The sequence below is a fragment of the Paraplanobispora siamensis genome, from assembly GCF_016863175.1.
GTDB lineage: Bacteria > Actinomycetota > Actinomycetes > Streptosporangiales > Streptosporangiaceae > Planobispora > Planobispora siamensis.
The window spans coordinates 178,313-190,791 of sequence record NZ_BOOJ01000008.1; the positions used below are offsets into that span (position 1 = coordinate 178,313).

Here is a 12,479-nt window from a genome sequence, read left to right on the forward strand (position 1 = left end):
GGTCAGTACAGGGCGATGGGGCGGCCGGTGCGGCCGTCGATTGCGGTGAGGCCCTTCCCGCCCGGCAGCGGCGGGACGAGCCGGACCTCTGTGGAGGCCGTACCGCCCGCCACGGTGACCGGGACCGCCCGGGCGCCGGCGGACGGGCGCCCCGCCGGCCCCTCCTGCACCCACACCTTGATCCGGTTGTGCGCGTGGTGCAGGCGGACGGTCGCGGTGCTGCACTCGCCGGCCGTCGCCGGCCAGGAGAGAGTCACCGAGTGGAGCTCCCCGCCGCGCTTGACCAGCCTGGCCTGTTGCGGCGCGGGCACCCGCACCGCACACGGCGCGGGCCGCTCGGCCTGTACGGCGGGCGGAGCGCTGGCCGCCAGCGCGAGCGGCGCCTCCGTCCCGGTCCCGACGGTGATCCAGATCGTGGCCACCTCGAGCCCGGCGAGCGTGAGAAGCCCGCCCAGCCTGGCCGGTGTGCGGCCGCGGAACAGCAGCCACAGGCACAGGGGAGACAGGATCATCCACAGGACACCGAGCACGAGCATGTGAGGTCACCACCGCGGGATAGGAGATATCAACTCTCGGTGATACTCCTGTCCCTGCAGGTAGTGGATTCGTTTACCCGTTGCTTCACTCGGCGTGACCGATTCCGTACCTGGAGTGCCCGATCCCGGTAGTGTTCTTGCCGCCCCTCCGGTGTCATGGCTCCGGCCCCCTCCGACGGCGCCCGGTACTCTCAAGAAAGAAGACGCATGTTGCAGGAGATCATCCGCGCTGAAATAAGGGAATACGTGGCTCCCATGTTCGAGCAGATCATGATGAGGATGGACACCCTCGCCACGAAGGAAGACCTCAACAAGGTTGACCGGAAGGTCGAGGACCTCAAGATCGACGTCGCAGTTCTCAAGACGGATATGGCCGAGGTCAAGCAGGACGTCTCGGGACTGAAGCGGGACGTCTCGGATCTGAAGACGGACGTCTCGGGTCTGAAGAACGACATGGTCGAGGTCAAGCAGGACGTCTCGGCGCTGAAGACGGACGTCTCGGGGCTGAAGCGGGACTTCAGGACCATGGACGGGAAGCTCGACAGGATCATCGGGTTCCTGGGGATGCCCGCGAGCTGAGAGACGTCAGGGGGCGCGGACCACCGGGGCGCCGGTCAGGACGACTCCGGCCGAGTCGAGCTGGGCCAGGGCGGCCTCGGTGGTCTGGCGGGCGACGCCGGCGGTCAGGTCCAGGAGGACGTGGACGGCCAGGCCGTTCTCGACGGCGTCCAGGGCGGTGGCGCGCACGCAGTGGTCGGTGGCGATGCCGACGACGTCCACCGCGTGCACCTTGCGTGCGGAGAGCCAGGCGGCCAGGCTCGTGCCGTCGGGGGCGGAGCCCTCGAAGCCGCTGTAGGCGGCCGCGTAGGCGCCCTTGCTGAACACCTCCTCGACGCGGCCGGTGTCGAAGGCGGGGTGGAAGTCGGCCCCCGGCGTCCCGGCCACGCAGTGCGCGGGCCAGGTGATCACGAAGTCGGGTTCGGCGGCGAAGTGGTCGCCCGGGTCCAGGTGGAAGTCGCGGGTCGCCACGATGTGGTCGTAGGCGTGCGAGGCGGCGTGCCGGGAGATCGCGGCGGCCACCTCGGACCCTCCGGCCACCGCGAGGCTGCCGCCCTCGCAGAAGTCGTTCTGGACGTCGACGATGATCAGCGCGGTTGCCATGGGCCTAGTCAAACACGGTCGGAATCGCGACGTCTCCCCGGGACAGCTGATGGGCCGTGGAGGGCAGCTCGCCGAAGGCCTCGCGGTGCCAGGCGCGGGAGTCGTCGAGCTTCTCCCGGCCGACGGCCTCGCCGCCGTCGACCAGCATCACCTGCAGGGGCCGGGAGTCGGGCGGCTGGACGTCGGAGACGGTGACCACCTCGGCGGCCGCCGCGCCTGTCTCGTCGAACCGGCGGAAGGCGTTCTTGCGCCCGCCCCGGCTGGGCTTGCCGACCGACTTCTTGGCCACCGCCTGCATGTCCCCTGAGGCGTCCTCGCGGGCCACGAGCTTGTAGACGAGGGCCGCCGTGGGCGAGCCGGAGCCGGTGACCAGGGAGGTGCCCACGCCGTAGCCGTCGACCGGCGCGGCGGCCAGGGCGGCGATGGCGTGCTCGTCGAGGTCGCCGGTGACCAGGATGCGCGTGTGGTGGGCGCCCAGGGCGTCGAGCTGCGCGCGCACCTCGTGGGCCGCCTCGCCCAGGTCGCCCGAGTCGAGCCTGATCGCGCCCAGGTCCGGCCCGGCGAGCTCCACCGCGGTCCGTACGGCCTGCTCCACGTCGTAGGTGTCCACCAGCAGAGTGGTGCCCGCGCCGAGCGAGTCGAGCTGCGCGCGGAAGGCCTCCTCCTCCGAGTCGTGCAGCAGCGTGAAGGCGTGGGCCGCGGTCCCGGTGGTCGGCACGCCGTACACGTGGCCGGCCATCAGGTTCGAGGTGGCGGCGAACCCGCACAGGTAGGCGGCGCGGGCGGCCGCCACCGCGGACGACTCGTGGGTGCGGCGCGAGCCCATCTCGATGATCGGCCGGGCTCCCGCGGCGTGGACCATCCGGGAGGCGGCGGTGGCGATCGCGCAGTCGTGGTTGAAGATCGACAGGATCAGCGTCTCCAGCAGCACGGCCTCGGCGAAGGTGCCCTCCACGGTCATGATGGGGGAGCCGGGGAAGTAGCACTCGCCCTCGCGGTAGCCGTACACCCGGCCGCGGAAACGGTAGGAGGCGAGGAAGTCGAGGGTCGGGGCGTCCACCACCCGGTTGTCGCGCAGGAAGGCGAGTTCGTCGTCGCCGAACCGGAAGGACTCCAGCGCGTCCAGCACCCGGCCGGTCCCGGCGACCACCCCGTAGCGCCGCGCCCCGGGCAGCCGGCGGGCGAAAACCTCGAACACCGCCCGTCGCGATGCGGCCCCGCTCCGCAGTGCCGCCTGTACCATTGTCAGCTCATAGTGATCTGTCAGCAACGCCGTGCTCATGCTCATCGTCACGAGTCGAAGACTAAGCCCGGGGTAGGGCAGACTGGTGGATGTGGGTAGCACTGCTCCGATGGAGGTCGAGCGTCCCTCGGCGGACGTCCGGCCCGATCTGCCGTGGCTGACCATCGTCTGGAACGACCCGGTCAACCTGATGTCCTACGTGACCTACGTTTTCCAGTCCGTCTTCGGCTACTCCCGCGAGAAGGCGGAGAAGCTGATGCTCGACGTGCACCACAAGGGCAAGGCGGTGGTGTCCAGCGGCACCCGCGAGGAGATGGAGCGTGACGTTCAGATCATGCACTCCTACGGGCTGTGGGCCACCGTGCAGCAGGACTCGTGAGCCGAGGCCGCGAGCGGGAGTGATGGGCGGGCGATGAGCAGCGGGTTCAAGGCCGGGCGCGGCGGCACGGTGATCGCCGACTTCGACGTCGCGGAGGTCTCGGTCCTGCGGTCGCTGATGACGCAGATCCTGGACCTGATCGAGCCGGGGACGACCGGTGACGATCCGCTGGAGCGCGCCCTGGGCATCGGCTCCTCCGAGGAGCCCACCGATCCGGTGCTGGCCCGGCTGTTCCCCTCGGCCTACGAGGACGACGCGCTGTCGGCGGAGTTCCGCCGTTACACCGAGGCGACCCTGCGCGACGCCAAGCGGGCCGACGCGCAGACCATGCTCGACAGCGCGGTCCCCGGCCGGGTGGAGCTCACCGCCGAGCAGGCGCAGTCGTGGATGCGGGCGCTGAACGACGTGCGCCTCGCGCTGGGCACCCGGCTGGAGGTGACCGAGGAGGTCCACGACGAGATCGCCGGGATGCCGGAGGACGATCCCCGCTATCCGGCCTTCGTCACCTACGACTGGCTGACCTACCTCCAGGACACCCTGGTCCGCGCCCTTTGGTAGCTTCCAGGCATGCTCACGATCTCGCAGGAACTGGTTGACAAGATGATCGCCCACGCCCGGGCCGACCACCCGGACGAGGCGTGCGGCGTGATCGCGGGACCCGAGGGCTCCGACACCCCCGTCAGGTTCGTCCCGATGGAGAACGCCGAGCGGTCGCCGACCTTCTACCGCTTCGATTCCATGGAGCAGCTGCGGGTCTGGCGCGAGATGGACGACCGCGACGAGGAGCCGGTGGTCATCTACCACTCCCACACCTCGACCGAGGCCTACCCCTCGCGCACCGACATCAGCTACGCCTCCGAGCCGAACGCCCACTACGTGCTGGTCTCCACGCGCGAGGAGCTGGGGGAGAAGGCGGAGGTGCGCTCGTACCGGATCGTCGAGGGCGTGGTGACCGAGGAAGAGGTCGTGATCGTCCCGGTGTGATGTCCGGCACCTGGGACGGCCGTGGGGGGTAAGCACCCCTTTGGGTAAACTGACCATCATGTCGACCGCCGACCCGACCCTGGAGGACGTCGTGCGCGCACGTCCCGGTGTCCGGGTGCGGCACGCCGGTCTCGCGCCCGTGCAGAACTTCCTGTTCGGGCATACTCCCTTCGCCGTCGTCTACGACTGTCGCTGACCGGCAGTCCTGGAATCCCCCTTCGCCAGCCGGTGTTCTGATCCGGTGGCGTCACCCGACGACTTGAGGAGACTGATCCGAGATGGCCATCGAAGTCCGCATCCCGACCATCCTGCGCACCTACACCGACGGCGCCAAGGCCGTGGACGCCCAGGGTTCCACGCTTGAGGAGCTGATCGGCGACCTGGAGTCCCGCCACCCCGGCCTGCAGGCCCGGCTGGTGGACCAGGGCGCCCTGCGCCGCTTCGTGAACGTCTACCTGAACGACGAGGACGTGCGTTTCCTCGGCGGTCTGGAGACCCCGGTGGCCGACGGCGACACCGTCACCGTCCTGCCCGCCGTGGCCGGCGGCTCCCGCTAGGCACGCCCGCGCCGCCGGCGACCCCCGGCGGGGCACGCGGGCGCCCGCCGTCCGCCACCACGACGTCTGCCATCGCGGCGTCGGCCACCTCGACGTCTGCCATCACGGAGCGGAAGCCAGCTCTCATGCGTTTCGAATCGCTGATCGACTCGGTCGGCCGTACTCCCCTGGTCGGCCTGCCCCGCCTGTCGCCGTCGGAGGACGTGCGGATCTGGGCCAAGCTCGAAGACCGCAATCCGACCGGTTCGATCAAGGACCGTCCCGCGCTGTGGATGATCGAGCAAGCGGAGAAGGACGGGCTGCTCCGGCCGGGCTGCACGATCCTGGAGCCCACCAGCGGCAACACCGGCATCTCGCTGGCGATGTCCGCCAAGCTCAAGGGCTACAAGCTGATCTGCGTGATGCCGGAGAACACCTCCGAGGAGCGCCGCCAGCTGCTGCGCATGTGGGGAGCGGAGATCATCTCCTCCCCGGCGGCGGGCGGCTCCAACGAGGCGGTCCGGGTCGCCAAGGGCCTGGCCGCGGAGAACCCGTCCTGGGTGATGCTCTACCAGTACGGCAACCCGGCCAACTGGCGTTCCCACTACGAGACGACCGGCCCGGAGATCCTGGAGGATCTGCCGACGGTCACCCACTTCGTCGCAGGCCTCGGCACCACCGGCACCCTGATGGGGGTCGGCCGGTTCCTGCGCGAGCGCGTCCCCGACGTCAAGATCGTCGCTGCCGAGCCGCGGTACGGCGAGCTGGTGTACGGCCTGCGCAACGTGGACGAGGGCTTCATCCCCGAGCTCTACGACCCGGAGGTGCTGACCACGCGCTTCTCGGTCTCCTCCGGTGACGCCCTGCGCCGGACGAGGGAGTTGCTGGCCGCCGAGGGCATCTTCGCCGGGGTCTCCACCGGGGCGGCCCTGCACGCCGCGCTCGGCATGGCGGCCAAGGCGGTCAAGGCCGGCGAGCGGGCCGACATCGCGTTCGTGGTGGCGGACGGCGGGTGGAAGTACCTGTCCACCGGCGCCTACGAGGGCACGCTGGACGAGGCGGAGGAGCGGCTGGAGGGCCAGCTCTGGGCCTGACGGTCCGGCTCCGGGCCTGACCGGACGCGCGGAGACGGAAGCGAAGACGAAAGGGCGGGCGCCCCAGCCGGGACGCCCGCCCTTTCGTCTTGTGACCGTCGTGGTGCCGGTCGGGCCGTACTAGTTGAACAGGACCCTCAGGGAGAAGTCCGCGTCGCCGCCGTTCTGCGAGCCGCTGATGCCGACGGCGCGCAGGACCTGGGCGTTGGCCTTCTCGTCGCCCTGGAGGTTCTCCAGGTAGAACTTCTCGATCTTGTCGAGGTCGACGAAGGCCGCGAAGGTGGCCTCGCCGGCGTTCGGGATCGCGAGCTTGAAGGTCTCGCTGTCGGCCAGCGTGCCCTCCTTGGCGAGCTCGGCGGCGTACTCCTGCGAGCTGGCCAGGACCAGGACGCCGTCGCCGGGAACCTTGGCGATCTGCGGGACGGCGGTGCCGGAGTCGGCCAGGAACTTCTCGATCTTGCCGACGACTTCCTGGGCCTTGGCCGGGTCGGTGGCGATCCGGGCGCCGAACTTGGGCGCGTTGCCGTCCAGGCCGTTGGCGTCGAGGGCCACGGTGAGGTTCTTGCCGAGCAGCGTCACAAGGTCGGCCGGGAGGGCCAGGCCGTACCGCTGCTGGGCCTGGTCGACGAACTGCTGGAAGCTCTGGCCGTTGCCGCTCTGGTTGAGGGTCTTCATGACCTCGGCCCACTGCTTGCCGAGCGCGTCGCCGAGACCGGAGATCGAGACGGCGGCGGCGGTGGTGGCCGGGAGCCGGCCGATCTGGGAGGGCTCGGGCTCGCCCATGTCCAGGGCCTGCCCGCCGCGGGCGATGCCGGCGACCTCGGCGTAGCTGCCGTCGAAGCGGAGCGCACCGGCCACGCGGAGGTTCTTGATCTTGGCCAGGGTGGCCGGGTCCTGGGTGGCCAGCTCGGGAGCGAGTTCGGCGACCTTGCCCGCGTCCATCCAGAAGGACAGGACGCCCGTCTCGCCCAGGTCACTCTGGTCGGAGGTGAAGTTGGCGTTCTCCGACAGCGGCGCCGCGGAGACGGCCTGGTCGGCCTCGGCCTGGGTGGGGGTGATCAGCGCGTAGTCCTCGCGGAAGGCGATGCCGTACTTCTCGTCGCCCATCAGCTTGGCGATCCCGGCCTTGGCCTTGTCCTGGTCGGTGACCTGGACGGCCACCACGGCGCGGGGGTCCTCGCCCTGCTTGGCCGGCGGGAGGAAGGCCGCGCCGACGCGGGAGCCGAGCCACGGCTCGATGTCGGCGGCGTAGTCCACCTTGCTGAGGTCCTGGCTGTCCTTCTTGATCATGTCGAAGAGGGACTTGCGCGGGTCGTCGCCGCTGAAGGAGTCCTTGGTGACGGTGAACTTCCTGGCGATCTCGAACAGCGCCAGCTTCTGGTTCGCGGCCGGGTCGAGGTCGACGCGGACGTAGCCGAAGGCGTTGCCGGGAAGCACCTGGTCGGGCTGGGTGCCGCCACCGCTGAGCAGGTTGAACGCGTAGGCGCCGCCGCCGCCGATCAGCGCCACGACCAGCGCGGCGACCACCGCGACCAGCCAGCCCTTCTTGCCGCGCTTACGCGGGGCGGAGGGCTGTGCGGCGCCGAGGAACTCGGGGTTCTGCTGCTGCCAGCCGGCCTGCTGGCCGTAGCCCTGCTGCTGGTAGGCCTGCTGGCCGTACTGCGCCTGCTGGCCCTGCTGCCCGTAGGCCTGCTGGCCGTACGACTGCTGCTGCTGGCCGTACTGGGCCTGCTGCCCGTAGTTCTGCTGCGGGTAGGCGGAGGCGGGCTGGGACTGCTGGGGGTAAGGAGGCGGGGCCTGCTGGTAGCCGCCCGCGCCCTGGGGGTATCCGGACTGGCCCTGCGGGTAACCGCCGCCCTGGGCCGGGTAACCGCCCTGCTGGGGGTAGCCCTGGGGGTAGGCCTGGGTGTGCGGCTGCTCGTGCTGCTGCGCACCCTCGTTCCGACGGTATGCGATCGTCCTGTCAGGCTGGGGGCCCGATCCGGGGGACTGGTCGGGGGGATTGTTGGCAGGCATGCTCACTCACAATGTGGACTTCGCGGATGCTTAGAAGTTAGTGCACGTCTCTAGCGAATCACTTGCATCGAACTAACTGCGGCTTTGCTGCATCTAACAGGGATTCACCCTGCTCCGACCGCCGCCCGGCACTCTCCGGCCTGGATCACCGTCCCGAGACATGCAGTTCGAGGATGCCTTATGTGACACCCCTTACATCGTCATAGAAGGGAAAATCTAGACAAAAATGTTAAGTGAGCGACTTGTCGGGTCTGTTGCGCCTGACGGGCCCTCGTCCCGCTCGCGGCGGGAACCGGGGGAGACGCGCGCCGTGCCGGATGGGTAAAGTGGCCTCACTAGAATAAGGTTCGGGACAGCGCCCCTCCGATGCCCGGTGACCTCGCCGGGAGCGGGGGCCGACGCCGCGGTGACCGGGTGGCGCCGGGACCCGGACCGCCGGGTGAAGCGAGGCAGTGGACAGCAGATGACGAAGTTCGACGAGGCGACGCAGGCGATCCGGGTCGACGAGACCACCTATGACGTGTGCCTGGACCCCGGCTACTCGATCGGCGGGCCGCTCAACGGCGGCTACCTGATGGCCGTGATCCTGCGCGCGGTCGTGGACTCCTCCCCGCACGAGCACCCGGTGACCACCAGCGCCCAGTTCCTGCGCGCGCCCGTGCCCGGTCCCGCGCGGGTACGGCTGGAGCAGATCAAGACCGGCCGCACCGCGACGATGACCCGGGCGACCCTGGTCCAGGGGGACGGTCAGGGCGAGAAGGCCTTCATCGAGACCCTCGTCACCACCGCCACCCTCACCGACGCGACCCCCGACTGGACGGACGCCCCCGCGGCGGCCATGCCCCCGGTCGAGGAGTGCGTCAAGCTGCCCGACCCCAAGCCCGAGTCGAACATGACGTTCAACGCCCAGATCGACATGGCGTTCGACCCGCCCACCATCGGCTGGCTCACCGGCAGTCCCACCGGCCGCCCCGAGGGCCGCGCCTACTTCCGGATGGCCGAGCCGCAGGACCCCGACCCCTACATCCTGGCCCTGGCGGTGGACGCCCTGCCGCCGGTGGTCTTCTCCGCCGGAGCCCGCGGCTGGGCCCCGACCGTGGACCTCACCTGGCACCTGCGCGCGCTGCCCGCCCCCGGCCTGCTCACCCTGCTCGGCAGCGGCCGGATGATCAGCGACGGCTGGTTCGACGAGGAGGTCGAGGTCTGGGACTCCGCCGGCCGGCTGGTCGCCCAGTCGCGTCAGCTCGCCCGCGTCGGCCGGGGCTGACCCGCCGCGGCCGCGGGTGGCGGCTCCGGGCCGTGGGCGGGTGACGGCCCGGAGCCCTGATACGTGAGCGATGCAACATGCGTTGTGAGGATTCTTACCGTGAGCGTTCGTCACCCGTCGCCTAACCTTGGGAACCGTGTCGCAAGCGAGCATCGGAATTTTCGACAGCGGTGTGGGCGGTCTCACGGTGGCCAGGGCCGTCATCGACCAGCTGCCCAGTGAATCGATCTTCTACGTGGCCGACACCGCGCGGCAGCCGTACGGGCCCAAGACGATCGCGCAGGTCCGGGCGTACGCCCTGGAGGTGATGGACCACCTCGTCGAGCACGACGTCAAGATGCTGGTGATCGCCTGCAACAGCGCGAGCTCGGCGGTGCTGCGCGACGCGCGTGAGCGGTACGACGTGCCGGTGGTGGAGGTCATCCAGCCTGCCACCCGCCGGGCCGCGCAGGCCACGCGCAACGGACGGGTCGGCGTGATCGGGACCCGGGCCACCATCGAGTCGATGTCCTATCACGACGCCTTCGCCGCCGCTCCCGACGTCCGGCTGACCGGGGTGGCCGCACCCCGGCTGGTGGAGTTCGTCGAGCGCGGCGAGACGATGAGCGACGAGCTCATCGAGGTCGTCCGGGGCTATCTGGAGCCGATCCTCGCCGACGGCTGCGACACGCTCATCCTGGGGTGCACGCACTATCCGCTGCTCGCCGGGCCCATCTCATATGTGGCGGGAGACGGCGTGACCCTGGTGTCCAGCGCCGACGAGACCGCCAAGGACGTCTTCCGGATCCTGCACGACCGAGGCCTGGCGGCCGCGACCGGGACATCACCCCGTCACCGGTTCCGCGCCACCGGCGACGGCGCACTGTTCGCCCAGCTCGGGCGGCGCTTCCTCGGACCGGAGATCCAGGCAGTCGAACTCGCGGCGGTGGGAGACGCCGGGAGCAACGGGCACCGCCCGTAAAAGTGACCCGGCCGCGAGGGGGCGAGCCGGAACACAGGGAACATGTGAGGGCGCGCCGGTTTGCCGCGCCCGAGCCGCGACGCGCTGCGCCGCAACGAACAGGAGGCCGCCGTGAAGTTGACCATCATCGGGTGCTCTGGAAGTTTCCCCGGTCCGGACAGTCCCTCGTCGTGTTATCTGCTGGAGGCCGAAGGCTTCCGGATGCTGGTGGACTTCGGCAACGGCGCTCTGGGAGCGCTCCAGCGACATATCGGCCTCTACGACGTGGACGCCATCTGCCTGTCCCACCTGCACGCCGACCACTGCCTCGACCTGTGCCCGTACCACGTGGTGCGCACCTACTCCCCGGAGGGCCCGTTCGGCAGGATCCCCGTCCACGCGCCCGCCGACGCCTCCCGGCGCCTGGCCGCGGCCTACGGCATGCCCGAGGAGCCGGGGCTGGAGACGGCCTTCGACTTCTCCCGGCTCTCGCCCGGCGTGTTCGAGGTCGGTCCCTTCGAGGTGACCGCCGCGCGGGTGAACCACCCCGTCGAGACCTACGGCTTCCGGATCTCCTACGGCGGCCGCTCGATCGCCTACTCCGCCGACACCGGCGAGTCGGCCGAGCTGGTCACCCTGGCCAAGGACGCCGACGTGCTGCTGTGCGAGGCGTCCTTCCTCGACCTGCCGGACCTGCAGCCCGACCTGCACCTGTCCGGCCGCCAGGCCGCCGAGCACGCCGCCCAGGCCGAGGCGGGCACCCTGGTGCTCACCCACCTGGTGCCCTGGTACGACCGGAACCGGATCCTCGACGACGCCTCCCGCGGGGGGTTCGACGGAACGATCGAGCTCGCGCGGAGCGGGGCGGTGTATGACCTAGGGTGATGTCCATGGCTCGTGCAGACGGACGTAACCCCGATCAGCTCCGCCCGGTGAAGATCACCCGCGGCTGGCTCGCCCACGCCGAGGGCTCGGTGCTCATCGAGTTCGGCGGCACCAAGGTGCTGTGCGCCGCCTCGGTGCAGGACAGCGTGCCGCGCTGGCGCAAGGGCAGCGGCCAGGGCTGGGTGACCGCCGAGTACGCCATGCTGCCGCGGGCCACCAACACCCGCAACGACCGCGAGTCGGTGCGCGGCAAGATCGGCGGCCGGACCCACGAGATCTCCCGCCTGATCGGCCGTTCCCTGCGGGCCTGCGTCGACTACAAGCTCCTGGGCGAGAACTCCGTCCTGATCGACTGCGACGTGCTCCAGGCCGACGGCGGCACCCGTACCGCCGCCATCACCGGCGCGTACGTCGCGCTGGTCGACGCGGTCCGCTGGATGCGCGAGCGCAAGATGTGCAAGGGCGACCCGCTGGTCGACTCGGTCGCGGCCGTGTCGGTCGGGGTCGTCGGCTCCACCCCGCTGCTCGACCTGTGCTACAGCGAGGACGTCGCGGCCGAGACCGACATGAACGTCGTGATGACCGGCTCCGGGGAGTTCGTCGAGGTCCAGGGCACCGCCGAGGGCAGGCCGTTCAACCGGGCCGCCCTCGACCAGCTCCTCGACCTCGGCGTCGCCGGCTGCGCCGAGCTGACCCGGATGCAGAAGGGGGCGCTGGCATGAGCGGGGGTGACGGTTCCGAGGGGAACGGAGCGCGCCGCGTCGTGCTGGCGACGAGGAACGCCGGGAAGATCACCGAACTGCGCCGCATCCTGGCCGGCGCCTCGGTGCCGGTGGAGATCGTGGGCCTGGAGGAGTTCCCGGAGATCGGCGACGTCGCCGAGACCGGCCTGACCTTCGCCGAGAACGCCCTGCTGAAGGCGCACACCGTGGCCCGGCTGTCCGGCCTGCCGGCCATCGCCGACGACTCCGGCCTGTGCGTGGACGCGCTCAACGGCATGCCCGGCATCTTCTCGGCCCGCTGGTCCGGCACGCACGGCGACGACAAGGCGAACCTGAACCTGCTGCTGGCCCAGGTCTCCGACGTGCCGCGGGAGCATCGGGGGGCGCACTTCGCGTGCGCGGCGGCGCTGGCGTGGCCCTCGGGCGAGGAGCGGGTGGTGGAGGGCGCGCTGCGCGGCGTGATCATCGACGCCCCGCGCGGGACCGGCGGCTTCGGCTACGACCCGATCTTCGTCCCCGAGGGCGAGACCCGGACGACCGCCGAGCTGTCCCCCGACGAGAAGGACGCCATCAGCCACCGGGGACGCGCCTTCCGGGCACTCGCCCCGATCATGGCCGAGTCCTTCGCCTGATCCGGCGCCCGCCCAGATCGCGGCCGGGCCCTCCGCCTGATCCGGCGCTCGCCCCGATCACGGCCGGGTCCTCCGTCCGGCGCC

16 protein-coding genes are annotated in these 12,479 nt (G+C 70.5%); 12 read left to right on the forward strand and 4 right to left on the reverse strand.

The window, feature by feature from the left end; all coding sequences use genetic code 11:
* Positions 1-2 precede the first annotated feature (2 nt).
* Positions 3-536: a hypothetical protein gene (locus tag Psi01_RS03670; RefSeq protein WP_204062482.1), complete on the reverse strand. Its 534-nt coding sequence runs from the start codon at positions 534-536 to the stop codon at positions 3-5.
* A gap of 207 nt (positions 537-743) precedes the next feature.
* On the opposite strand from Psi01_RS03670, the gene Psi01_RS03675 reads away from it, so the two are divergent.
* Positions 744-1,115: a hypothetical protein gene (locus Psi01_RS03675; RefSeq protein ID WP_204062483.1), complete on the forward strand. Its 372-nt coding sequence runs from the start codon at positions 744-746 to the stop codon at positions 1,113-1,115.
* Positions 1,116-1,121: 6 nt separating this feature from the next.
* On the opposite strand, the gene Psi01_RS03680 is transcribed toward Psi01_RS03675, so the two are convergent.
* Complete coding sequence (locus Psi01_RS03680) at positions 1,122-1,697, reverse strand: isochorismatase family protein (protein ID WP_204062484.1); 576 nt, start codon at positions 1,695-1,697, stop codon at positions 1,122-1,124.
* Between the two features lie 4 nt (positions 1,698-1,701).
* Positions 1,702-2,985: a nicotinate phosphoribosyltransferase gene (locus tag Psi01_RS03685; protein WP_373872466.1), complete on the reverse strand. Its 1,284-nt coding sequence runs from the start codon at positions 2,983-2,985 to the stop codon at positions 1,702-1,704.
* A gap of 46 nt (positions 2,986-3,031) precedes the next feature.
* Here Psi01_RS03685 and clpS point away from each other — a divergent pair, with 46 nt between their 5' ends.
* From clpS to Psi01_RS03715, 6 genes are all read left to right on the forward strand, one after another.
* On the forward strand, positions 3,032-3,319 hold the full coding sequence (gene clpS, locus Psi01_RS03690; protein WP_204062486.1) for an ATP-dependent Clp protease adapter ClpS: 288 nt from the start codon (positions 3,032-3,034) through the stop codon (positions 3,317-3,319).
* A 33-nt stretch (positions 3,320-3,352) separates the two neighbouring features.
* Positions 3,353-3,877 carry a DUF2017 domain-containing protein gene (locus tag Psi01_RS03695; RefSeq protein WP_204062487.1) on the forward strand — a complete coding sequence of 175 codons (525 nt, stop codon included), beginning with the start codon at positions 3,353-3,355 and terminating at the stop codon, positions 3,875-3,877.
* Positions 3,878-3,886: 9 nt separating this feature from the next.
* Entirely contained in the window at positions 3,887-4,303 is a 417-nt protein-coding gene (locus Psi01_RS03700) for a M67 family metallopeptidase (protein ID WP_204062488.1), read from the forward strand.
* A 58-nt stretch (positions 4,304-4,361) separates the two neighbouring features.
* Positions 4,362-4,499, forward strand: coding sequence for a hypothetical protein (locus Psi01_RS03705; RefSeq protein WP_203875593.1), 138 nt, complete (start codon positions 4,362-4,364; stop codon positions 4,497-4,499).
* 82 nt (positions 4,500-4,581) lie between these two features.
* Positions 4,582-4,860, forward strand: a complete 279-nt coding sequence (locus tag Psi01_RS03710) for a MoaD/ThiS family protein (protein ID WP_204062489.1) — start codon at positions 4,582-4,584, stop codon at positions 4,858-4,860.
* 125 nt (positions 4,861-4,985) lie between these two features.
* A complete protein-coding gene (locus Psi01_RS03715; protein WP_204062490.1) occupies positions 4,986-5,933 on the forward strand; it encodes a PLP-dependent cysteine synthase family protein in 948 nt (315 codons plus the stop codon).
* A 120-nt stretch (positions 5,934-6,053) separates the two neighbouring features.
* On the opposite strand, the gene Psi01_RS03720 is transcribed toward Psi01_RS03715, so the two are convergent.
* The gene (locus Psi01_RS03720; RefSeq protein WP_204062491.1) at positions 6,054-7,949 is read right to left on the reverse strand and encodes a DUF3352 domain-containing protein; all 1,896 of its coding nucleotides are present in this window, start codon (positions 7,947-7,949) and stop codon (positions 6,054-6,056) included.
* Positions 7,950-8,412: 463 nt separating this feature from the next.
* Here Psi01_RS03720 and Psi01_RS03725 point away from each other — a divergent pair, with 463 nt between their 5' ends.
* The 5 genes from Psi01_RS03725 to Psi01_RS03745 all read left to right on the forward strand — a co-directional run bounded on the left by Psi01_RS03725 (position 8,413) and on the right by Psi01_RS03745 (position 12,395).
* The gene (locus tag Psi01_RS03725; RefSeq protein ID WP_204062492.1) at positions 8,413-9,216 is read left to right on the forward strand and encodes a thioesterase family protein; all 804 of its coding nucleotides are present in this window, start codon (positions 8,413-8,415) and stop codon (positions 9,214-9,216) included.
* Between the two features lie 136 nt (positions 9,217-9,352).
* Positions 9,353-10,177, forward strand: coding sequence for a glutamate racemase (murI, locus tag Psi01_RS03730; RefSeq protein ID WP_204062493.1), 825 nt, complete (start codon positions 9,353-9,355; stop codon positions 10,175-10,177).
* A 111-nt stretch (positions 10,178-10,288) separates the two neighbouring features.
* A complete protein-coding gene (locus Psi01_RS03735; RefSeq protein ID WP_204062494.1) occupies positions 10,289-11,041 on the forward strand; it encodes an MBL fold metallo-hydrolase in 753 nt (250 codons plus the stop codon).
* Between the two features lie 5 nt (positions 11,042-11,046).
* On the forward strand, positions 11,047-11,763 hold the full coding sequence (rph, locus tag Psi01_RS03740; RefSeq protein ID WP_204062495.1) for a ribonuclease PH: 717 nt from the start codon (positions 11,047-11,049) through the stop codon (positions 11,761-11,763).
* Positions 11,760-12,395 carry an XTP/dITP diphosphatase gene (locus Psi01_RS03745; protein WP_204062496.1) on the forward strand — a complete coding sequence of 212 codons (636 nt, stop codon included), beginning with the start codon at positions 11,760-11,762 and terminating at the stop codon, positions 12,393-12,395. Before rph ends, Psi01_RS03745 begins: the two co-directional genes overlap by 4 nt.
* Positions 12,396-12,479 lie beyond the last annotated feature (84 nt).

Bases quoted from the DNA above. Each gene is read 5' to 3' on its own strand.
- Psi01_RS03710 (WP_204062489.1), top strand. From the start codon at position 4,582: ATGGCCATCGAAGTCCGCATCCCGACCATCCTGCGCACCTACACCGAC.
- Psi01_RS03715 (WP_204062490.1), top strand. From the start codon at position 4,986: ATGCGTTTCGAATCGCTGATCGACTCGGTCGGCCGTACTCCCCTGGTC.
- Psi01_RS03670 (WP_204062482.1), bottom strand. From the start codon at position 536: ATGCTCGTGCTCGGTGTCCTGTGGATGATCCTGTCTCCCCTGTGCCTG.
- Psi01_RS03705 (WP_203875593.1), top strand. From the start codon at position 4,362: ATGTCGACCGCCGACCCGACCCTGGAGGACGTCGTGCGCGCACGTCCC.
- Psi01_RS03700 (WP_204062488.1), top strand. From the start codon at position 3,887: ATGCTCACGATCTCGCAGGAACTGGTTGACAAGATGATCGCCCACGCC.
- Psi01_RS03675 (WP_204062483.1), top strand. From the start codon at position 744: ATGTTGCAGGAGATCATCCGCGCTGAAATAAGGGAATACGTGGCTCCC.
- rph (WP_204062495.1), top strand. From the start codon at position 11,047: ATGGCTCGTGCAGACGGACGTAACCCCGATCAGCTCCGCCCGGTGAAG.
- Psi01_RS03695 (WP_204062487.1), top strand. From the start codon at position 3,353: ATGAGCAGCGGGTTCAAGGCCGGGCGCGGCGGCACGGTGATCGCCGAC.
- Psi01_RS03685 (WP_373872466.1), bottom strand. From the start codon at position 2,985: ATGAGCATGAGCACGGCGTTGCTGACAGATCACTATGAGCTGACAATG.
- Psi01_RS03745 (WP_204062496.1), top strand. From the start codon at position 11,760: ATGAGCGGGGGTGACGGTTCCGAGGGGAACGGAGCGCGCCGCGTCGTG.
- Psi01_RS03680 (WP_204062484.1), bottom strand. From the start codon at position 1,697: ATGGCAACCGCGCTGATCATCGTCGACGTCCAGAACGACTTCTGCGAG.
- Psi01_RS03720 (WP_204062491.1), bottom strand. From the start codon at position 7,949: ATGCCTGCCAACAATCCCCCCGACCAGTCCCCCGGATCGGGCCCCCAG.
- Psi01_RS03725 (WP_204062492.1), top strand. From the start codon at position 8,413: ATGACGAAGTTCGACGAGGCGACGCAGGCGATCCGGGTCGACGAGACC.